General features: G+C 71.1%; 16 protein-coding genes. 5 read left to right on the top strand and 11 right to left on the bottom strand.

Annotated features, from left to right (window positions below; translation table 11 throughout):
- Positions 1 to 69 precede the first annotated feature (69 nt).
- Complete coding sequence (locus ACFQUV_RS20955; protein WP_129611656.1) at positions 70 to 1,752, top strand: glutamine--tRNA ligase/YqeY domain fusion protein; 1,683 nt, start codon at positions 70 to 72, stop codon at positions 1,750 to 1,752.
- A 323-nt stretch (positions 1,753 to 2,075) separates the two neighbouring features.
- The gene (locus ACFQUV_RS20950) at positions 2,076 to 4,550 is read left to right on the top strand and encodes a ComEC/Rec2 family competence protein (protein WP_129611657.1); all 2,475 of its coding nucleotides are present in this window, start codon (positions 2,076 to 2,078) and stop codon (positions 4,548 to 4,550) included.
- A 662-nt stretch (positions 4,551 to 5,212) separates the two neighbouring features.
- On the opposite strand, the gene lexA is transcribed toward ACFQUV_RS20950, so the two are convergent.
- The 9 genes from lexA to ACFQUV_RS20905 form a co-directional block, all read right to left on the bottom strand.
- Entirely contained in the window at positions 5,213 to 5,917 is a 705-nt protein-coding gene (gene lexA, locus ACFQUV_RS20945; RefSeq protein ID WP_111388708.1) for a transcriptional repressor LexA, read from the bottom strand.
- 218 nt (positions 5,918 to 6,135) lie between these two features.
- Entirely contained in the window at positions 6,136 to 7,347 is a 1,212-nt protein-coding gene (gene glp, locus ACFQUV_RS20940) for a gephyrin-like molybdotransferase Glp (protein WP_378395629.1), read from the bottom strand.
- A 1-nt stretch (position 7,348) separates the two neighbouring features.
- Entirely contained in the window at positions 7,349 to 7,873 is a 525-nt protein-coding gene (gene moaC / locus ACFQUV_RS20935) for a cyclic pyranopterin monophosphate synthase MoaC (protein WP_378395628.1), read from the bottom strand.
- Between the two features lie 27 nt (positions 7,874 to 7,900).
- Entirely contained in the window at positions 7,901 to 8,719 is an 819-nt protein-coding gene (trpC, locus tag ACFQUV_RS20930; protein WP_129611067.1) for an indole-3-glycerol phosphate synthase TrpC, read from the bottom strand.
- A 5-nt stretch (positions 8,720 to 8,724) separates the two neighbouring features.
- Positions 8,725 to 9,738 (bottom strand): anthranilate phosphoribosyltransferase, encoded by a 1,014-nt coding sequence (trpD, locus tag ACFQUV_RS20925; protein ID WP_129611066.1) that lies wholly within the window; start codon positions 9,736 to 9,738, stop codon positions 8,725 to 8,727.
- Positions 9,739 to 9,745: 7 nt separating this feature from the next.
- On the bottom strand, positions 9,746 to 10,369 hold the full coding sequence (locus tag ACFQUV_RS20920) for an aminodeoxychorismate/anthranilate synthase component II (protein ID WP_129611065.1): 624 nt from the start codon (positions 10,367 to 10,369) through the stop codon (positions 9,746 to 9,748).
- A gap of 166 nt (positions 10,370 to 10,535) precedes the next feature.
- Positions 10,536 to 11,429 carry a 3-hydroxyisobutyrate dehydrogenase gene (gene mmsB, locus ACFQUV_RS20915; RefSeq protein WP_129611064.1) on the bottom strand — a complete coding sequence of 298 codons (894 nt, stop codon included), beginning with the start codon at positions 11,427 to 11,429 and terminating at the stop codon, positions 10,536 to 10,538.
- A 113-nt stretch (positions 11,430 to 11,542) separates the two neighbouring features.
- The gene (locus tag ACFQUV_RS20910; RefSeq protein ID WP_129611063.1) at positions 11,543 to 12,742 is read right to left on the bottom strand and encodes an ABC transporter substrate-binding protein; all 1,200 of its coding nucleotides are present in this window, start codon (positions 12,740 to 12,742) and stop codon (positions 11,543 to 11,545) included.
- Positions 12,743 to 12,976: 234 nt separating this feature from the next.
- A complete protein-coding gene (locus ACFQUV_RS20905; RefSeq protein WP_129611062.1) occupies positions 12,977 to 14,473 on the bottom strand; it encodes a CoA-acylating methylmalonate-semialdehyde dehydrogenase in 1,497 nt (498 codons plus the stop codon).
- A 150-nt stretch (positions 14,474 to 14,623) separates the two neighbouring features.
- Here ACFQUV_RS20905 and ACFQUV_RS20900 point away from each other — a divergent pair, with 150 nt between their 5' ends.
- The 3 genes from ACFQUV_RS20900 (at position 14,624) to ACFQUV_RS20890 (ending at position 19,418) form a co-directional block, all read left to right on the top strand.
- Positions 14,624 to 15,511: a LysR family transcriptional regulator gene (locus tag ACFQUV_RS20900; protein ID WP_129611061.1), complete on the top strand. Its 888-nt coding sequence runs from the start codon at positions 14,624 to 14,626 to the stop codon at positions 15,509 to 15,511.
- Between the two features lie 229 nt (positions 15,512 to 15,740).
- Positions 15,741 to 18,998: a fused isobutyryl-CoA mutase/GTPase IcmF gene (icmF, locus tag ACFQUV_RS20895; protein ID WP_129611060.1), complete on the top strand. Its 3,258-nt coding sequence runs from the start codon at positions 15,741 to 15,743 to the stop codon at positions 18,996 to 18,998.
- 75 nt (positions 18,999 to 19,073) lie between these two features.
- Complete coding sequence (locus ACFQUV_RS20890) at positions 19,074 to 19,418, top strand: DUF1648 domain-containing protein (RefSeq protein WP_111383441.1); 345 nt, start codon at positions 19,074 to 19,076, stop codon at positions 19,416 to 19,418.
- Between the two features lie 55 nt (positions 19,419 to 19,473).
- Here the strand turns inward: ACFQUV_RS20890 and ACFQUV_RS20885 are convergent, their stop codons facing one another.
- Both ACFQUV_RS20885 and trpE read right to left on the bottom strand, forming a co-directional pair.
- On the bottom strand, positions 19,474 to 19,899 hold the full coding sequence (locus ACFQUV_RS20885) for a DUF1801 domain-containing protein (RefSeq protein ID WP_244601723.1): 426 nt from the start codon (positions 19,897 to 19,899) through the stop codon (positions 19,474 to 19,476).
- Between the two features lie 196 nt (positions 19,900 to 20,095).
- Positions 20,096 to 21,613 carry an anthranilate synthase component I gene (trpE, locus tag ACFQUV_RS20880; protein ID WP_129611059.1) on the bottom strand — a complete coding sequence of 506 codons (1,518 nt, stop codon included), beginning with the start codon at positions 21,611 to 21,613 and terminating at the stop codon, positions 20,096 to 20,098.
- Positions 21,614 to 21,690 lie beyond the last annotated feature (77 nt).

The raw sequence follows: 21,690 nt of genomic DNA, 5'->3' as shown, positions 1-21,690 counted from the left end.
AGGCGCCGCGCCTCCAGGGCGCCGCGGGAGCCGGTCGGCCCCGCCGGAAAGGATGACGGGACAGCGAGCATGACGGCAGTCGAACCTGTCGCGACGGACACCGGGCGCGACTTCATCCGCGACATCATCCAGGCCGATCTCGCCTCCGGGCGCCACACCACGGTGATCACCCGGTTCCCGCCGGAGCCGAACGGCTACCTCCATATCGGCCACGCCAAGTCGATCTGCCTCAACTTCGGGGTGGCGGCCGAGTTCGGCGGGCGCTGCCATCTGCGCTTCGACGACACCAACCCGGTGAAGGAGGAGCAGGAGTACATCGACTCGATCGAGCGCGACGTGCGCTGGCTCGGCTTCGACTGGGGGCCGCACCTCTACTACGCCTCGGGCTATTTCGAGCAGCTCTACGACTGGGCCGAGCACCTGATCCGTGCCGGCAAGGCGTATGTCGACGACCAGTCCCAGGAGGAGATCCGGGCGACCCGCGGCACCCTCACCGAGCCGGGCACCAACAGCCCGTTCCGCGACCGCTCGGTGGACGAGAACCTCGATCTGTTCCGCCGGATGCGCGCCGGCGAGTTCCCCAACGGCGCCCGCGTGCTGCGCGCCAAGATCGACATGGCGTCCGGCAACATCAACCTGCGCGACCCGGTGCTCTACCGCATCCTGCATGCGCATCATCCGCGCACCGGCAACGCCTGGTGCATCTATCCGAGCTACGACTTCGCGCACGGCCAGTCGGACGCCATCGAGGGCATCACCCACTCGATCTGCACGCTCGAATTCGAGGATCATCGGCCGCTCTACGACTGGTTCATCGACAACCTGCCGGTGCCGTCGCGGCCGCGGCAGTACGAGTTCGCGCGGCTGAACCTCACCTACACGGTGCTGTCCAAGCGGGTGCTGACCACGCTGGTGCGCGACAAGCTGGTCTCCGGCTGGGACGACCCGCGGATGCCGACCATCGCGGGCCTGCGCCGGCGCGGCGTGCCGGCCGAGGCGCTGCGCGAGTTCGCCAAGCGCATCGGCGTCGCCAAGGCCAACAGCGTGGTCGACATGGGGATGTTCGAGTTCTCGGTGCGCGAGGTGCTCAACCGCACCGCCGAGCGCCGCATGGCGGTGCTGCGCCCGCTCAAGGTGGTGATCGAGAACTATCCGGAAGGGCAGTCCGAGACGCTGGAGGCGGTGAACCACCCGGATGATCCGGCGGCCGGAACTCGCTCGCTCACCTTTGGGCGTGAGATCTATGTCGAGCGCGACGACTTCATGGAGAACCCCACCAGCAAGTTCTACCGGCTCGCGGTCGGCCGCGAGGTGCGGCTTCGCTGGGCCTATTTCATCACCTGCCGCGAGGTGGTGAAGAACGCGGCCGGCGAGGTGGTGGAGCTGCGCTGCACCTACGATCCGCAGACCCGCGGCGGCAACGCGCCGGACGGCCGCAAGGTGAAGGCGACGATCCACTGGGTGTCGGCCGCCGACAGCGTGCCGGCCGAAGTCCGCGTCTACAACCACCTGTTCAAGAACGCGGCGCCGAATGCGGCGGACTTCGCCAACGAGATCAACCCGCAGTCGCTCGAGGTGCTGACCGGCTGCCGGCTGGAGCCGGCGCTCGCCGACGTGCCGGTCGGGCAGGCCGTGCAGTTCGAGCGGCAGGGCTATTTCTGCCCGGACCCGGACCAGCGGCCCGGCGCGCTGGTGTTCAACCGCACCATCGGGCTGCGCGACACCTGGGCGAAAGTCGCGGCCGGGGGGTGAGGGTCTTTACCCTCCCGTTGGTCGCTCTGCCTGCGCCGGCGGAGGTCTCGTGTCCCGGGCGCGGCGCAAAGCGCCGTGAACCGGGACCCACGGACGATCGGACGAGGGCTCGCCGTGCTGGCCGGCGTTCTGCCCGTCGTGCCGCTCCTGGGCCCCGGCTCTGCGGCGCATCAAGCCCGCGGCCTGCTGCGCCTTGTCCGGGGTATGTGGGCCAACCGTTCCCGCAGGAGAACAGTGACGGAAGGCCTGTTTCCGTTGTGTTCATCCTGAGCTTCCCGGAAAACTAGAATACGCTGCGGGCTCCAGCCAACCGCGGAGCGCGCATGGCGGAGCCCCACCAGCCCGCCCAGCCCCACGCCGCGCCGCCGCGCGGCCGGGCCGCGACCTGGCCGGACGGCGCCAGCCGCGGCCGGAGCGGCGACGTCCCGGTGCCGAGCCGCCTCGGCGACGGGGCCGCCGCGATGCTGTCGCGGCTCTCCGACTGGGGGCGGGCCGAGTTGGCGCCCGGGCGGCTGTTTCCCTGGCTGCCGATCGCCTTCGCGACCGGGGTGATCCTCTACATGGCGGCCGAGCGCGAACCCGCCTTGTGGGCGGCGGCGGCCGCACTGGCGGCGGCACTGGCGGCCGTGTTCGCCACGCGGCGGCGCCCCGCCGTGCTGGTCGCGATCGGTATCGCGGCGGTGGCGGCCGGCTTCCTCGCGACGACGCTGCGCGGCCGGCTGGTCGACGCGCCGGTGCTGCGCGAGCCGGTGTTCGGGGCGCGGCTCGTCGGCGTCGTCGAGGCCCGCGAGGAGCGCGAGCGGAGCGACCGCGTCGTGCTGCGCGTCCAGGCGGTCGAGCCACCGCGGCGGGCCACGATGCCGGCCGACGGGCGATGGCCCGAGCGGGTGAGGGTGGCGGTTCGCAAGGGCACGGCACCGCCGGTGGGCGCCGCCGTCGCGGTGACGGCCCGGCTGGTCCCGCCGCTGCCGCCACTGCGGCCGGGCGGTTACGACCTCGCCCGCGACCTCTATTTCCGCGGCATCGGGGCGTCCGGATTCGTGCTCGGCGCGGTGCGGCCGCAGCCGGCGCCGGCGATCCGCGACGGCTGGATCGTCGCCGCGGCGGCGATCGATCAGGTCCGTGGCGCCATCGACCGCCGCATCCGCCAGGCGCTGCCGGGCGACGGCGGCGCCATCGCGTCGGCGCTGATCACCGGCAAGCGCGACGCCATCTCGCCCGTGGTCGCCGACGCCATGATGGTGTCGAGCCTCGCCCATGTGCTCTCGATCTCCGGCTACCACATGGCCGTGGTGGCGGGCGTCGTCTTCGCGGTCGTGCGGGGCGCCCTCGCACTGGTGCCGGGCCTCGCGTTGCGGCGACCCGTCAAGAGCTGGGCGGCGGCCGTGGCGCTGGTGGCGGCGGCCCTCTACCTGGTGCTGTCGGGCGCCGAGGTGGCGACCCGCCGGGCCTTTCTGATGACCGCCATCGTGCTGGTCGGGGTGATGCTGAACCGCCGTGCCCTGACGCTGCGGACACTGGCGGTGGCGGCGCTCGCCGTGATGGTGGCGTCGCCCGAGGCGGTGGTGCATCCAAGCTTCCAGATGTCGTTCGCCGCGACGCTCGCCCTCGTCGCCGTCTACGAGGGCGGCCAGTCCTGGCTGGTGCCGAGCCCGCGGAGCGCGCTCGCGGCGCGGCTCGCCCTGTGGGGCGTCCGCGAGATCGTCGCCCTCGTGGTGGCCTCGCTGGTCGCCGGGATCGCCACCACGATCTTCGCGGCCTACCACTTCCACCGGCTCGCCCCCTATGGGGTTCTCGCCAATCTCGCCGCCATGCCGGTGGTGTCGGGCCTGGTGATGCCGGCCGGGCTCTTGGGGCTGGTGCTGCTGCCGTTCGGCTTCGACGGCCCGCTGTGGCGCCTGATGGGAACCGGCATCGACTGGATGACAGCGGTGGCCCTGTGGGTCGCCGGGCTGCCCGGGGCGGTCGGACGCATCGCCGCCTTCGGGATCGGGCCGCTGGTGGTCGCCAGCCTCGGTCTCGTCGTGCTGGCTCTGCTGCGCACGCCGCTGCGCTGGGCCGGGGCGGGGCTCCTGGTCGGCGCGGCCCTGTGGGCGATGGCGACGCCGCGCCCCGACGTGCTGATCGCGCCCGGCGGCGACACGGTGGCGGTGCGCGGCGCCGACGGGCGGCTCGTGGTGATGCGCACCGGCTCGCTGGCGCTCGCCACCCGCGACTGGCTCGCCGCCGATGGGGACGCCCGGCTGCCGGCGGCGGCCGAGGCGTCGGGTGGACGCGGAGGCGGCTTCGTCTGCGACCCCGACGGCTGCGTGGCGCACCTCGCGGACGGCAGCGCCGTCGCGGTGCCGCGCACCGCCGCGGCCTTCGGCGACGACTGCCGGCGCGCCGCCCTGATCGTGTCGACGCGCGATCCGCCGCCCGGCTGCCGGGCCATGGTGATCGACCGGGCGATGCTGCGGGAGACCGGCGCCCTGGCGCTGCGGCGGGTGGGCGAGGACTTCGTCGTGGTGCCGACGCGCCTGGCCGGGACGGATCGCCCCTGGTCACCGGCGCCGGCGATCGCGGCCCGGGGGCCCGATCCGGCAGCGGGGGCGACCGGCGTCACGCCCATGCCGCAGCCGCCGCGTCGCCTTCCGGACGCGACGCCAGAGACGGACGATCTCGAGGCCGAGGATGGGCCGACCGCCGACCCGGTGAGCGCCGCACCGAAAGGCATGTCCGCTGGCGGCGCGCCGGACCGTTCGGGTCCCGACCCGGACCGTTCGAGCGCTGACCCGGACCGTGACGATGCGCCCTGACGGCCGGGGCGGGACCTATCGGTCAGCGTTGCGCCGGCGCAAACAGCGCTTCGACGGGCCGAGCACAGCACGACCCGGCGCCCTGGATGAGTTCGCCCCGCCCCGGATTCGCTCCGCCCGACCCGGGCCACGGTCGGTTTTCAGCGCAGCGGGCACGGCCGCCTGAAGCCGTAGCCCGGATGGAGCACCGCGACATCCGGGGCTGCCGGTGCAGTGTTCGGCGATGGTCCCGGGAAGCGATACGATTTTCACCGCCCGTCCCCGAATCCCCGGGGTCTCGCGTGGCTCGACCCCGGGCTACAGGGCTGCCGCAGAACGATGGATGGCCAAAGCGAGCCCCGCCATGACGGCGAGAGGCCGGAGGCCGGCGTCGTCCGCACGAGGCCGTAGCCCGGATGGAGCACCGCGACATCCGGAGCTGCCGGTGCGGTGTTCGGCGGTGGTCCCGGGAAGCGATACGATTTTCACCGCCCGTCCCCGAATCCCTGGGGTCTCGCCTGGCTCGACCCCGGGCTACAGCCGCCCCGGATGTCGCTCCGCTCGACCCGGGCCACGGTCCACGATCCACGATCGGTTCGTGCACGAGCCCGGAGTCCACAGCGCGCCGCATTCGTGCCGTCGCGCAACGTAGCCGCCGTCCGGGCGTCCAGCCGGTCTCTCTCTCAATACCGGCGCATCAGGCCGACCAGCCGTCCCTGGATGCGCACCCGACTGGGGGGAAGGATGCGCACCTCGTAGGCGGTGTTGGCGGGCTCCAGCGCGATCGAGGCGCCGCGGCGGCGGAAGCGCTTGAGGGTGGCTTCCTCGTCGTCCACCAGCGCCACCACGATGTCGCCGGTGTCGGCATTGTCGGAGCGGCGGATCAGCGCGATGTCGCCATCCAGGATGCCGGCCTCGATCATCGAGTCGCCGCGCACCTCGAGGGCGAAGTGGTCGCCGGCGCCCAGCAGCTCGGGCGGCACGTTGAGAATGGCGCTCCTGGATTGGATCGCCTCGATCGGCGTGCCGGCGGCGATTCGCCCCATCACCGGCACGGCGACCGGACGGGTGCCGTCCTCCTCGGGGGCGGGAGGACGGACGCGGCCGAGATTGCCTTCGATGACGCTCGGGGTGAAGCCGCGTGCCCGCACCGCCATGGCGCCGTGGCCGACCGTGTCGGGCAGCTTGATCACCTCGATGGCGCGGGCCCGGTTGGGCAGCCGGCGGATGAAGCCACGCTCCTCGAGCGCCGTGATCAGCCGGTGGATGCCGGACTTCGACCGCAGATCCAGCGCGTCCTTCATCTCGTCGAACGACGGCGGAACGCCGCTCTCCTTCAGTCGCTCGTGGATGAAACGCAACAGCTCGAACTGCTTCCGAGTCAGCATGTGAGGTCCCCCGACATCCGCCCAGGCAGTTCACCCGAACCGCCTAAACAAATCATGAACATACCCTATATGTTCGTTATGTGTTCCGCAACCCTTTAATGTCGGGCGATCGAATCGAGCAATCCCTAGGACCAAAGATTAGCCCTAAGAGATTGGCAGAGCGACAGATCATGTCGGCGGCGGGGGACGCCGCGGCGACGCCGAGAATACCCGACCGCTCAGGCCGGAAGCCGAATCACCCGACACAGGCCGCCCGCCGGAACCGCGGCGGCATGCGGCTCGCGCACCAGGAGGGCGTCGGCCAGCCCGAGCGGGGCGAGGAGGGAGCTGTCCTGATCGCCGACCGGGGTGGCGACCAGCCGGCCCTCGGGGTCGACCGAGAGCGTCGCGCGCAGATGGTCGGCACGCTCGTCGTTCGGCTTGAGGTCACGGGCGGCGACCGCCGGCTCGACCGCAAGCGTGACGTCGTCGCGGCCCTGGAGACGGCGGAGCAGCGGCACCAGGAACAGAACGGCGCCGACGAAGGACGAGACCGGGTTGCCGGGCAGCCCGAGCACATGGACCGGGCCGAGCCGGCCGCTCATCAGCGGCTTGCCGGGCCGCATGGCGACCTTCCAGAAGGCGAGCGCCATGCCCTCGGCCGTGAGGGCGTCCTGCACCATGTCGTAGTCGCCCACCGAGGCGCCGCCGGTGGTGACCAGCACGTCGACGGCGGCGGCGCGTGCCCGCCGGATGGCCGCGACGGTCTCGTCCAGGCGGTCCGGCACGATGCCGAGATCGAGCACCTCGGCGCCCTCGCGGCGGGCGAGCGCCGCCAGCATGAAGCCGTTGGAGTGGACGATCTGGCCGGGGCCGGGATCGGCGCCGGGCGCCACCAGCTCGTCGCCGGTGGCGACGAGCGCGACGCGCGGCCGGCGATATGCCGGCACGCTGGCGTGGTTCATGGCGGCGGCGAGCGCCAGGTCGCGGATCGTCAGGGGCCGGCCACGGCGCAGCAGCACGTCGCCCTCCGAGAAATCGCGGCCGCGCCGCCGGACATGGCGTCCGGGCGCCCCGGCGGTCGAGAAGGTCACGCGGTCGCCGTCGCGGGCCGATACCTCCTGGATCACCACGGTGTCGGCGCCCTCCGGCAGCACGCCGCCGGTGAAGATGCGCGCCGCCTCTCCGGGACCGACCGTGCCGTCGAACGGCCGGCCGGCCGGCACCTCGCCGACGATGCGCAGCGTGGCGGGGCCGGCGACGACGTCGTCGCCGCGCACCGCCCAGCCGTCCATGGCGGAGACGTCGGCAGGCGGCTGGGTGCGGCGGGCCGCGAGATCCTCGCCCAGCACGCGGCCATGCGCCTCGGCGAGCGGCACCGGCTCGGTCGGCAGCGGGGCGGCATCGGCGAGCACGCGCGCCAGCGCGTCGGCGACCGGGAGCAAGGCCATGTCAGACGTCCTGGGTGTGATCGGGGGACTCGGCCACGTCGGAGCCGGCCACATAGGAACCGGACTTGCCGCCGTGCTTCTCCAGCAGCCGGACACCTTCGATCCGCATGCCGCGCTCCACCGCCTTGACCATGTCGTAGACGGTGAGGCAGGCGACCGACACGGCGGTGAGCGCCTCCATCTCGACGCCGGTCTGGCCGGCCACCTCGACGGTGGCCTGGACACGGACGCCGGGCAGGGCGGGGTCGGGCACCACCTCCACCTCCACCTTCGAGACCGGCAGCGGATGGCACAGCGGGATCAGCTCGTGGGTGCGCTTGGCCGCCATGATGCCGGCGATGCGGGCGACGCCGAGCACGTCGCCCTTCTTGGCGTCACCGCGACGGACGAGATCGAGGGTCGTGGCGGCCATCACGACGCAGCCCTCGGCGACGGCGCGCCGGCGCGTCATCGGCTTGTCGGCGACGTCGACCATGCGGGCTTCGCCGCGCCGGTCGATGTGGGTCAGCCGGGGCTCGTCCGCCATTCTCAGTCCGTCATCTGTGCGCCGTGATCATTCGGCGGCTGGGGCTGCCGTGCCGACGCCGCCCAGCAAGGCGCGGGTGGCGGCGGTGACGTCGTCCTGGCGCATCAGGCTCTCGCCGACCAGATAAGTCGAGATGCCGACGCGGGCGAGGCGGGCGAGATCGGCGGGCGTGAAGATGCCGCTCTCGCCGACCAGCACGCGATCGCGCGGTACCAGCGGGGCCAGGCGCTCGGCCACCTCCAGCCGGGTCTCGAAGGTCTTGAGGTCGCGGTTGTTGATGCCGATCAGCCGCGACGACAGCCGCAGCGCCCGTTCCAGCTCGGCCTCGTCGTGCACCTCGACCAGCACGTCCATGCCGTGCTCGAAGGCGGCCGTCTCCAGGTCGCGGGCGGTGGCGTCGTCGACGCCGGCCATGATGATCAGGATGCAGTCGGCGCCGAGCGCGCGGGCCTCCGCCACCTGGTAGGGATCGTAGAGGAAGTCCTTGCGCAGCACCGGCAGCGCGGTGGCGGCGCGGGCCGCCACCAGATGGTCGCCGCGCCCTTGGAACGACGGGCCGTCGGTGAGCACCGACAGGCAGGTGGCGCCGCCGTCCTCGTAGGCGCGGGCCAGCGCCGGCGGGTCGAAGTCGGGGCGGATCAGCCCCTTCGAGGGGCTCGCCTTCTTGATCTCGGCGATCAGCGCCGGCTGGCCGCGGGCGATGCGCCGCTCGATGGCGCGCAGGAAGCCGCGCGACGGCGGCGTGGTGCGGGCCACCTCGGCGACGGCGGTGTAGGGCCGCAGTCGCTTCGCCTCGGCGATCTCCTGGCGCTTGTAGGCTTCGATGGTGGCGAGAATGTCGGCCATCGGCTTCACCCGTTGGAGACGGCGATCAGACGGCCGAGGCTGCCCTCGGCGGCGCCGGTGTCGATCGACTGGGTGGCGAGCGTGACCCCGCTCGCGAGGTCCGCGGCCTTGCCGGCCACCACCAGGGTGGCGGCGGCGTTGAGCACCGCGCAGTCGCGATACGGGCCCTTGCGGCCTTCGAGGACGCTCTTGAGGGCGTTCGCATTGGCGGCGGCATCGCCGCCGCGCAGCGCCTCGGGGGCGGCACGCCTCAGCCCCACCTCCTCGGGCGTGATCTCGAAGACGCGCACCTCGCCGTCGTCCAGCGCCGCCACCGCGGTCGGGCCCGAGATCGTGATCTCGTCCAGGCCGTCCGAACCGTGCACCACATAGGCGCGTTCGGAGCCGAGATTCTTCAGCACATGGGCGAGCGGCTCGATCCACTGGCGCGAGAACACGCCGACCATCTGGCGCCGGACGCCGGCCGGGTTCGACAGCGGACCCAGCAGGTTGAAGATGGTGCGGGTGCCGAGCTCCACCCGGGTCGGGGCGACATGCTTCATCGCCGGATGATGCGACGGCGCGAACATGAAGCCGATATTGGCCTCGCGGATGCAGTCGGCGATCTGCTCGGGCGTCAGCTCCACCCGCACCCCGAGGGCGGTGAGCACGTCGGCGGCCCCGGACCGCGACGACAGCGCGCGGTTGCCGTGCTTGGCCACCGGCACCCCGGCGCCCGCCACGATGAAGGCCGCGCAGGTGGAGATGTTGAACGAGCCGGAGGCGTCGCCGCCGGTGCCGACCACGTCGACGGCGGTCGGCGGCGCCTCGACCCGCAGCATCTTGGACCGCATGGCGGCGACCGCGCCGGTGATCTCCTCGACGGTCTCGCCGCGCACCCGCAGCGCCATCAGGAGCGCGCCCATCTGGGACGGGGTGGCGTCGCCCGACATCATCTGGGAGAACGCTGCGGCCGCCTGCTCGCGCGTCAACGGCGCGCCGGTGGCGACCTGCGCGATCAGGGTCTTCAGCTCGACCATGTCGACCTCATGCCGCGGGCGCCGGCGCGGCGCGCCCGACGGCACGTCCGCTCGCCGCGTTCCAGGCCCGCGCGATATCGAGAAAATTCTTGAGAATGAGATGCCCGTGCTCGGACGCGATGCTCTCCGGATGGAACTGCACCCCGTGCACCGGCCGGGTCTTGTGCTGCATGGCCATGATCAGGCCGTCGGTCTCGGCCGTCACGGCGAGCTCGTCCGGCAGGGTGTCGCGGTCGACCACCAAGGAATGGTAGCGCGTCGCCCGGAACGGCCCCTCGATGCCGCGGAACAGGCCATCGCCGCCATGGTGCATCTCGGCGACCTTGCCGTGGACCGGGACGGGCGCCCGCACCACGGTGCCGCCGAACGCCTGGCCCATCGCCTGATGGCCGAGGCAGACGCCCAGCATCGGGATGGTGGCCGACGCCTTGCCGATCAGCTCCAGGCAGATGCCCGCCTCGTTGGGGGTGCAGGGGCCGGGAGACAGCACGATGGCCTCGGGCGCAGTCGCGATCACCGCATCGGCCGACATCTTGTCGTTGCGGTGGACGACGACATCCGCCCCCAGCCCGCCCAGGTAATGGACGAGGTTGAAGGTGAAGCTGTCGTAGTTGTCGATCAGGACGATCATGGCGGCCCTTGTCGGCTCCGCCGGTCTTAGACCGCGTGGCCGAAGGGGGTCAAGGCGGGCAGGGGCCGGGGAGCCTGGCGCGGCTCGGCTTCCCCCCTGATGTCGCCGCGCTCGGTCCGGGCCCCGGGCTCTGCCCGAGTTCCGTCAGGGCTCCATCCGGGCTCGGTCAGGGAGCCTCCGGCTTCCGGCTGCGCAGGAAGGCGATGATGCTGGAGAAATCCGTGCCGCCTTGGCCGGCCTCGGCAAAGGCCGCGTAGAGGCCGGCGGCCTCCGCCCCGAGCGGCGTCGCCACGCCTGTCGAACGGGCGGCCTCCTGGGCGAGATCGAGGTCCTTGCGCATCAGCGCCGCCGCGAAGCCCGGCACGTAGTCGCGGTTCGCCGGCGAGGTCGGCACCGGGCCGGGCACCGGGCAATAGGTGGTCAGCGACCAGCACTGGCCCGACGAGGTGGAGGCCACGTCGAACAGGGCCTGGTGCGACAGGCCGAGCCTCTCGGCCAGCACGAACGCCTCGCACACCCCGATCATGGAGATGCCGAGGATCATGTTGTTGCAGATCTTGGCCGCCTGGCCGTTGCCGGCCGGCCCGCAGTGGACGATGGGCCGGCCCATCGCCTTCAGGATCGGCTCGGCGGCGGTGAACGCCGCCGGCTCGCCGCCGCACATGAAGGTGAGGGTGCCGGCCGCGGCGCCGCCGGTGCCGCCCGACACCGGGGCGTCGATCGACGGGCAGCCGCGCTCGGCCGCCATCGCGTGCGCCCGACGGGCGCTGTCGACGTCGATGGTGGAGGAATCGATCAACAGGGTTCCGGGCGCGGCGCTGGCCAGCGCCTCCTCCCAGACGGCGAGCACGTGCCGCCCGGCCGGCAGCATGGTGACGACCACCGCGGCCCCGGCCACCGCCTCGGCGATCGAGCCGGCCGGCACCACGCCGGCGGCGCGCGCCGCCTCGCGGTTGGCCTCGATCAGATCGTGGCCGCGCACCGCATGACCAGCCTTGACCAGATTGGCGGCCATCGGGCCGCCCATGTTGCCGAGGCCGATGAACGCGATGGTGGCCATGACGGTGATGCTCCTGAAGACATCGAGATTGCAACGAGGGGCCGGGTTCGAACGACGGCGCTCTCACATCGATCCTCTCCCGCTGGCGGGAGAGGACGTCTTGCGTCCTGCCGTCAGCTCGCCCGCTTGCAGCCGGACTCTTCGACCGTGAAGAACGCCTTGTCGCCCGGGATGGTGCGCAGCAGCTTGTAGTAGTCCCATGGTGCCTTCGACTCGGCCGGCGCCTTCACCTGGAACAGGTACATGTCGTGGACGAAACGGCCGTTGGCCAGCACCTTGCCCTTGGCGAAGTCGTCGTCGACCGGCGTGTCGCGGATCGTCTTGGCGACCGTCTCGGCGTCCTTGCTGCCGGCCGCCTTCACGGCCTTCAGATAGGTCATCACGGTCGAGTAGGTGCCGGCATGGATCATGTTCGGCATCCGGCCGGTGCGGTCGAAGAACCGCTTGGCGAAGGCGCGGCTGCGGTCGTCGCGGTCCCAGTAGAAGCCTTCGGTCAACACCAGGCCCTGAGCCGCCTTGAGACCGAGCCCGTGCACCTCGGCGAGCGTCACCAGCATGCCGGCGAGACGCTGGCCACTCTGCACGAGGCCGAACTCGGCCGCCTGCTTGATGGCGTTGTTGGTGTCGAGCCCGGCATTGGCGAGGCCGACGATCTTGGCGCGCGACGCCTGCGCCTGAAGCAGGAAGGACGAAAAGTCCGCGGTGTTGAGCGGGTGGCGCACCGAGCCCAGGACCTTGCCGCCCGACTGCACGACGATCTCGGTGGTGTCCTTCTCGAGCTGGTGGCCGAAGGCGTAGTCGGCAGTGAGGAAGAACCAGGTGTCGCCGCCATCCTTCACCACCTCGGCGCCGGTGCCGACCGCGAGCGCGCGGGTGTCGAAGGCCCAGTGGAAGCCGGTCGGCGAGCAGGCATCGCCGGTGAGCCGCGCCGTGGCGGCGCCCACCACCATGTTGATCTTCTTCTTGTCGCGCGCGATATCCTGGACCGCGAGCGCCACCGACGAGGTGGTCAGCTCGGTGATCATGTCGACGCCGTCGACGTCGAACCATTGGCGCGCGATGGTGGAGGCGATGTCGGGCTTGTTCTGGTGATCGGCGCTGACGATCTCGACCTTCATGTCGCCGAGCTGCGGCTTCATCTCCTCGACGGCGAGCCGCGCCGCCTCCAGCGACCACTTGCCGCCGAAGTCGGCATAGACGCCGGACTGGTCGTTCAGCACGCCGATCTTCACCGAGGTCGGAGCCTGCGCGAAGGCCGCGGTCGAGAGCAGGGCCGTCGCGGCGAGCAGGAGCAGGGGGGCTTTACGGGGCATTCCGGTCTTCTCCCTGGTTGGTCTGTTCTGGTTTGAACTTTTTTGGCTGGCGAAGCGGCTGCCCGCTCCGACCTCGTGGCTCGCCGTCGGGGCCTCGCGACCAGCCCCTCAGCGGAATTTCCGACCCGTCATGGCCGCGCTCGTCGCGGCCATCCACGTCTTCGAAACGCTTCGGCAACAAGCTCGCGGATGGCTGCGACAAGCCCGGCCATGACCAGGGAATGCAGGCTGCGTCTATCGCATCAGCGGGATGGCGAACTCGGCGCCTTCCTTGACCCCCGACGGCCAGCGCGACGTCACCGTCTTGGTCTTGGTGTAGAAACGGAAGGCATCGGGGCCGTGCTGGTTGAGATCACCGAAGCCGGAGCGCTTCCAGCCGCCGAAGGTGTAGTAGGCGATCGGCACCGGGATCGGGACGTTGACGCCGACCATCCCGACATTCACGCGCGCCGCGAAGTCGCGCGCCGCGTCGCCGTCGCGGGTGAAGATGGCGACGCCGTTGCCATACTCGTGCTCGTTCGGCAGGCGCAGTGCCTCCTCGTAGTCGTGCGCCCGCACGACCGAGAGGACGGGGCCGAAGATCTCCTCCTTGTAGATGCGCATGTCCGCCGTCACGCGGTCGAACAGGCAGCCGCCGAGATAGAAGCCGTTCTCGTAGCCCTGCATCGTGAAGCCGCGGCCGTCGACCACCAGCTTCGCCCCTTCGGCGAGGCCGACGTCGATGTAGCTGCGCACCTTGTCGAGATGGGCGCGGGTGACGAGGGGACCGTAGTCGGCCGCCGGATCGGTCGACGGACCGATCTTCAGCGTCTCGACCCGCGGGATCAGCTTCTCCATCAGCCGGTCTGCCGTCTGCTCGCCCACCGGCACCGCGACCGAGATCGCCATGCAGCGTTCGCCGGCCGAGCCGTAGCCGGCGCCGATCAGGGCGTCGACGGTCTGGTCCAGGTCGGCGTCCGGCATCACGATCATGTGGTTCTTGGCGCCGCCGAAGCACTGCACGCGCTTTCCGGCCGCGCAGCCGCGCGTGTAGATGTACTCGGCGATCGGAGTCGAGCCGACGAAGCCGATGGCCTTGACGTCGGGGTCGTCGAGGAGCGCGTCGACCGCCTCCTTGTCGCCGTTGACGACGTTGAACACGCCGGGCGGCAGGCCGGCCTCCAGGAACAGCTCGGCGAGCCGCATCGGCACCCCGGGATCGCGCTCCGACGGCTTGAGCACGAAGGCGTTGCCGCAGGCCAGCGCCGGACCGGCCTTCCACAGCGGAATCATGGCGGGGAAGTTGAACGGGGTGATGCCGGCGACGACGCCGAGCGGCTGGCGCAGCGAGTAGACGTCGGTGGCTGGACCGGCGCCGACCGTGTACTCGCCCTTGAGCAGGTGCGGCGCCCCGATGCAGAACTCGATCACTTCGAGACCGCGTTGAATGTCGCCGGCCGCATCCGTGATGGTCTTGCCGTGCTCGCGGGCGAGCAGCTCGGCGAGCGAGTCCATCTCGCGGGCGACGAGCTCCAGGAACCGCATCAGCACGCGGGCGCGGCGCTGCGGATTGACCGCGGCCCAGCCGGGCTGCGCCGCGGCGGCGTTCTCGACGGCGGCTCGCACCTCGGCGCGCGACGCCAGTGCCACCTTCGAGCGCAGCGCCCCGGTCATCGGCTCCCAGGCGTCGGCGAAGCGTCCGGAGGTGCCCTCCGTGCGTGCGCCACCGATGAAGTGCCCGTAGGTGATCACAGCCGTCTCCACAAGCTTATTGTTCTGTTCGGGTCGGGACGCTAGCAATGACATCGATGCACGTCGATGCGAGAGTCTGCGCTCTTGGTGTGCGTGAACACGCATACCGCGACGCAGCATGGCGCGTTTCCGGCCGAGGAGGGCCGGTCCATGGTCCGCTTCGACTGGGGTGACCTGAAGTTCTTCCTGGCGATCGCCCGCACCGGCCGGCTGACGGCGGCCGCCCGCGTGCTGCGGGTCGACCACGCGACCGTGAGCCGCCGGCTGCGGGCTCTGGAGCTCGCCCTCGACGCCAAGCTGTTCGAGCACCATCCGCAAGGCTATCGGCTCACCGCGGCCGGGGAGCGGCTGCTCGCCGCCGCCGAGGTGATGGAGACGACCGCGTTGCAGGTGGAAAGCGCGCTCTCCGGCACTGATGCGGCGCTCACCGGCACGGTGCGGATCGGCGCACCGGACGGCTTCGGCACTTGGTTCCTGGCGCGACGGCTCGGCGCGCTGCTGGTCCGCCACCCGCATCTCACGGTGCAGCTCGTGCCGTTGCCGCGGGTGTTCTCGCTGGCCAAGCGCGAGGCCGACATCGTGGTCACCATCGACCCGCCGGACGCCGCCCGCACCGACGTTCGCCGGCTCACCGATTACACGCTGAGCTTCTATGGCAGCCGCGACTACCTGGCGGCCCATCCGACCATCGCCACGACCGCCGATCTGCGCGACCACCGGGTGGTCGGTTACGTGCCGGACCTGCTGTTCACCGATACGCTGGCCTATCTCGGCGACTTCGGCGTGCCGGAGGGGCTGCGCTTCGAATGCGCCAGCGTCATCGGCCAGATCGAGGCGGTGCGTGCGGGTCTCGGGGTCGGCGTGCTGCACGACTTCGTGGCGCAGGCCGATCCGTCGCTCGTGCGGGTGCTGCCGCAGACCATCACCCGCACCTACTGGATCGTCGCCGATGTCGACGTGCTGAAGATCGCGCGGGTGCGCGAGGTGTTCGAGTTCGTGGTGGACGCGGTCGCGGCGGAGCGGTTCGTCTACGGCTGAGCCCGAGGTCACGCGCGGCGGCCCGCGCTTCTGTCGCGGCGCCGAGATTGCACCGCAGCAACGGTGCATCGTCTCACAAGATGCGAGAACGGCACGCAACGCGAAAGTCGAACTTGCGCGGCAACCATCTCTTGTGCGCTCATCACGAGTGATTGCGGTGCCGCGCCCGCGCGGTACCCGACCAACGATGTGCCCGACACTCGATTGACCCGTGCAAGGTTTTCCCGTGATGAACCGGATCGCTCCGACCTCGGCCTTCGCGTCGGCCGCCTACCAGCCGCGTCACAAGATTCGCCTCGTCACCGCCGCCAGCCTGTTCGACGGCCACGACGCCTCCATCAACGTGATGCGGCGCATCATGCAGGCGACCGGCGCCGAGGTGATCCATCTCGGCCACAATCGCTCGGCCGACGAGATCGTCACCGCCGCCATCCAGGAGGACGCCAACGGCATCGCGGTGACCTCCTACCAGGGCGGCCACATCGAGTTCTTCACCTACATCATCGATCTGCTGCGACGGGCCGGGGCCGACCACATCAAGGTGTTCGGCGGCGGCGGCGGCGTCATCGTGCCGGACGAGGTGGCGACGCTGCACGCCTACGGGGTGGCGCGCATCTACACGCCCGAGGACGGCCAGACCATGGGCCTCCAGGGCATGATCGACGATCTCATGGCGCGCGCCGATTGCGATCTCGCCGCGCAGGTCGACGACGATCCGGCGGCGATCCTCGCCGGTGATCGGAAGGCGCTCGCGCGGCTGATCACCGCCTGCGAGGCGGAGCGCTGCCCGCCGGCCCTGCGCGCCCTGCTGGACGAGGCGGCGCAGCGTCAGGTGCCGGTGCTCGGGCTGACCGGCACCGGGGGCTCCGGCAAGTCGAGCCTCACCGACGAGCTGCTGCGGCGCTTCCGCCTCGATCACCGCGACAGCCTCGAGATCGCGGTCGTCGCGGTCGATCCGACGCGGCGACGCTCGGGCGGGGCGCTGCTCGGCGACCGCATCCGCATGAACGCCATCGACCATCCGAACGTGTTCATGCGCTCGCTGGCGAGCCGCGACGCCGCCGGCGGCCTTTCGCGCGCCGTGCCGGACGCGGTCGCGGCCTGCAAGGCGGCGGGCTTCGACCTGATCGTCGTCGAGACCTCGGGGATCGGCCAGGGCGACACCGCCATCACGTCGGTGGCGGACGTCGCCGTCTATGTGATGACCCCGGAGTTCGGTGCCGCGACCCAGCTCGAGAAGATCGACATGCTGGACTACGCCGACGTCGTCGCCATCAACAAGTTCGAGCGGCGCGGCGCCGAGGATGCCCTGCACGACGTCCGCAAGCAGTTCCAGCGCAACCATCTGCTGTTCGATCGCGCGCCCGAGGAGATGCCGGTGTTCGGCACCATCGCGGCCCGCTTCAACGACGACGGCGTCACGGCGCTCTACCAGGCACTCGCCGAACGGCTCCAGGGCCTGGGCCTGCCGGCCGGCGGCGGCGTCCTGCCGCGGGTGGAGGGGCGCACCTCGTCGGCGGCGCGCGCCGTGGTGCCGGCCGAGCGGGTGCGCTATCTCGCCGATATCGCCGAGACGGTGCGCGACTATCACGCCGAGACGGCGGCCCAATGCGAGGTGGCGCGCGACCGGCAGGCGCTCGCTCGCAGCCGCGCGCTGCTCGCCGCCTGCGACCGCGCCAGCGCCGACATCGATGCGCTGGCCGCCGGCAAGGATGCGGCCCTGAGTAGCGACAGCAGGGCGCTGCTGGCGTCCTGGCCCGACACCGTGGCGCGCTACGGCGCCACCGAGATGGTCACCGCGGTGCGCGAGCGCGAGAGCCGCACCAGCCTCGTCCACACCACGCTGTCGGGCACCGCGGTGCGCAAGGTGGCGCTGCCGCGCTTCACCGACGATGGCGAGGTTCTCGGCTGGCTGCGGCGCGAGAACGTGCCGGGTGCCTTCCCGTTCACGGCCGGCGTGTTCCGCTTCAAGCGCGAGAACGAGGACCCCACCCGGATGTTCGCCGGCGAGGGCGACGCGGCGCGCACCAACCGGCGCTTCCACATGCTGTCGGGGGGGATGCCGGCGAAGCGCCTGTCGACCGCGTTCGACTCCGTCACCCTCTACGGCGCCGACCCGGGCGAGCGCCCCGACATCTACGGCAAGGTCGGCAATTCCGGCGTCTCCATCGCCACCATCGACGACATGGCGACGCTCTATTCGGGCTTCGACCTGTGCGATCCGACCACCTCGGTGTCGATGACCATCAACGGTCCGGCGCCGATCATCCTGGCGATGTTCCTCAACGTCGCCATCGACCAGCAGGTCGAGCGGTTCCGCGCCGCGCAGGGACGGGCGCCGAGCGCGGAGGAGCACGCGGCCCTGCGGGCGCATGCGCTCGCCAATGTGCGCGGCACCGTGCAGGCCGACATCCTCAAGGAGGATCAGGGACAGAACACCTGCATCTTCTCCACCGACTTCGCCCTCGGCCTGATGGGCGACGTGCAGGCGTTCTTCATCGACAACTGCATCCGCAACTTCTACTCGGTGTCGATCTCCGGCTATCACATCGCCGAGGCCGGCGCGAACCCGATCTCCCAGCTCGCCTTCACGCTCGCCAACGGCTTCACCTATGTGGAGGCGTATCTGGCGCGCGGCATGCGGATCGACGACATCGCGCCCAACCTGTCGTTCTTCTTCTCCAACGGCATGGACCCCGAATACGCGGTGATCGGCCGCGTGGCGCGCCGCATCTGGGCGATCGCCATGAAGCATCGTTACGGCGCCAACGAGCGCTCCCAGAAGCTCAAGTATCACATCCAGACGTCGGGCCGCTCGCTGCACGCCCAGGAGATGGCGTTCAACGACATCCGCACGACCTTGCAGGCGTTGCTCGCCGTCTACGACAACTGCAACTCGCTGCACACCAACGCCTATGACGAGGCGGTGACGACGCCGACCGAGGAGAGCGTGCGCCGTGCGCTCGCCATCCAGCTCATCATCAATCGCGAATGGGGCGTGGCCAAGAACGAGAACCCCAACCAGGGCTCGTTCATCCTGGAGGAGCTGACCGATCTGGTGGAGGAGGCGGTGCTGAAGGAGTTCGAGGCGATCGCGGCGCGCGGCGGCGTGCTCGGCGCCATGGAGACCGGCTATCAGCGCAGCAAGATCCAGGACGAGTCGCTCCACTACGAGCACAAGAAGCACGACGGCTCGCTGCCGATCGTCGGCGTCAACACGTTCCTCGGACCGACCTGCACGGTGGTGCCACCGGCCGGGCTGGTGCGCTCGACCGACGACGAGAAACGGTCGCAGATCGCCCGGCTGCGTGCCTTCCAGGCCCGCCATGCCGAGGCGTCCGGGCCGGCGCTCGCTCGCCTCCAGGAGGCGGCGGGGCGCGGCGAGAACCTGTTCACGGTGCTGATGGACGTCGTCCGCGTCTGCTCGCTCGGCCAGATCACCGGCGCGCTGTTCGACGTCGGCGGCCAGTATCGACGAAACGTTTAGGATCGTCGGCTACCCGGTTCGGCGCAGGAATGCTGCCCCGCCTCGGCGGGGCGGACGCGGGAGCGGGGGGCGAGGATGAGCGAGCGCGGGCTGCTGGTCGCGGCCGATCTGGTCTATGCGGCGGCGCTGGCCGCGATGGTCGCGGCGAGCCTGTGGGTGGCGCCGCAGATCGCCACCGATACGGTGCCGATGCAATGGGGCCTGGACGGCAAGCCCACCTGGTACGCCCCCAAGGAGGTCGGCCTGTGGTTCACGGTCGGGCTCGCGGTGGTGCTGCGGGTGGTGATGCTGCTGCAAGCCCAGTGGGGCGCGCCGCGCCGCCGTAAAGCGGCGGTGGGGCTCATGGTGTTCTCGGTCATCGTCGCCGTCGTGCATGCCGGCCACCTCGTCGCGGTGATGCGCTGGGCGGCGACGCAGTAGCGGCCGTCCGTGGTGACTCCGGCGAACAGGCGGCGCCCCGTCTGCGCGGCAGTGGCTACGGCGTCCAGCCGGGCAGGGCGGCGGCCTGCCTGACCCAGGCGACCATCTGGGCTTCGTCGAGCGCGTCGTCTTGGTGGATGTCGATCCACCGAACGTCTCCGCTTCGCGCCGTGCCTCCGGGCGGCATCGGCGCCAGCGCGGTGCCGCGGAAGAAGGTCACCTTCACGTAGCGGGTGAAGACGTGGAACGACAGGAACCAGCCCTGGCCCTCGATGCCGTAGAACGGCGAGTTCCACCGCACCGCCTTGCGGACATCCGGCACGGTGCGGACCACGAGGTCGTCGAGGCGGTGGCCGAGGGCGCGTGTCCAGCCCGGCATCGCGGCGATGTAGGCCCGTACCGGCGCGTCGCCATCGCCCTTGGGGATTTGCGGATTGCCGCCGGAGAGCAGGACCGGGCCGCCGTTTGGAGCCGCGGTCACTCCAGGTTTGCGCGCTCTCCCGCGGGCCTTCGCCGGGCCTTTGCTCCTGCCGGCGGTCGATTTCGACGAGGGCTCTCGATCGGACACGCGGCTGCTCCTGCGCCACTACTCGGATTGAATTAGTGCGGCAGGATTATTGGGGCGTGGCGTGTCGTCAAGGCCGCCAATCGCCCGGCCGGCCTTTATCGGCGATTCCTCACTGCCCCCGCTTCGCTGCGCTGGCGAAGCGGTGGGCCTCCTCGGCGGCGCGGAACAGGGCCTTCGCCTTGTTGACGCACTCCTGCTGCTCGGACGCGGGATCGGAGTCGGCCACGATGCCGGCGCCGGCCTGCACATACATGGTGCCGTCCTTGACCAGCGCGGTGCGCAGCACGATGCACGAGTCCATCTCGCCGGCGGCGGAGAAATAGCCGACGCAGCCGGCATAGAGCCCGCGCTTCTCCTTCTCCAGCTCGTCGATGATCTGCATGGCGCGCACCTTGGGGGCGCCGGACACCGTCCCGGCCGGGAAGCCGGCCGCCAGCGCGTCGAGGGCGTCGCGCGCCGGATCGAGCCGCCCTTCGACGTTCGACACGATGTGCATCACCTGGCTGTAGCGCTCGACGAAGAACTGGTCGGTCACCGTGACGGTGCCGATGGCGGCGACGCGGCCGACATCGTTGCGGCCGAGATCGAGCAGCATCAGGTGCTCGGCGCATTCCTTCGGATCGGCGAGCAGCTCCTCTTCCAGCGCCTTGTCCTCGTGCGGGGTGGCGCCGCGGCGCCGCGTGCCGGCGATCGGCCGGATCGTCACGGTGTCGTCCCGCACCCGCACCAGGATCTCCGGGCTCGACCCGACCACCGCGTAGCCGCCGAAATCGAGGAAGAACAGGAACGGCGCCGGGTTCACCCGGCGCAACGCCCGATAGAGCGCGAAGGCCGGCAGCGTGAACGGGGTCGAGAAGCGCTGCGCCAGCACCACCTGGAAGATGTCGCCGGCCGCGATGTAGTCCTTCGCCCGCGCCACCATGGCGGCGTACTCGTCGGGCGTCGTGTTGGAGGTGGGCGCGGCCTCCGGCGCATCCCCGACGGCGGCGAGCGGCTCCTTGAGGAGCGGCCGATCGAGCGCGTCGACCACCGCGGTCAGGCGCTCGACGGCGCGCGCATGCGCCACCCGGGCCGGTATCGCGGGGTCGGGCCGCACCGGCGTCACCACCGTGATGGTGTCCTTCACGGCATCGAACACGATCACCACGGTCGGCCGCACCAGCACCGCATCGGGGATGCCGATCGGGTCCGGATTGGCCGGCCCCAGCGTCTCCATCAGCCGCACCGTGTCGTAGCCGAGATAGCCGAAGACGCCGGCCGCCATCGGCGGCAAGGTGTCGGGCAGGGCGATCCGGCTGTCGGCGATCAGCCGCCGCAGGGCATCGAGCGGCGGCTCCGGGCAAGGCGTCACGATGTCGGGACCGCCGCGAACCGGGCGGGCGGTCTCGGCCCGGTCGCCGACGACGCGGAACACCAGGTCGGGGTCGAGCCCGATGATCGAGTAGCGGCCGCGCACGGCGCCGCCCTCGACGGACTCGAGGAGGAAGCTCGACGGCTTGCCGTCCGCCACCTTGAGAAAGGCGGATACCGGGGTCTCCAGGTCGGCCACCAGGGTGGTGGAGACCACCTGGGGGATGCCGCGCCCGTAGGCGTCCACGAAGGCTGCGGCCTGCGGTTCGATCTGCATGGGTCGTCCGATGGCTCCGGCGGGCCGCGCCCTCGGGCCGGCCGCCGCCTGCGCGCCTCCGGCGCGCCGATGCTGAG

It is taken from the genome of Rhodoplanes sp. P11 (genome assembly GCF_964266735.1).
GTDB classification, from domain to species: Bacteria; Pseudomonadota; Alphaproteobacteria; order Rhizobiales; family Xanthobacteraceae; genus Rhodoplanes; species Rhodoplanes serenus.
This window is presented reverse-complemented; position numbering and strand designations above follow the sequence as displayed.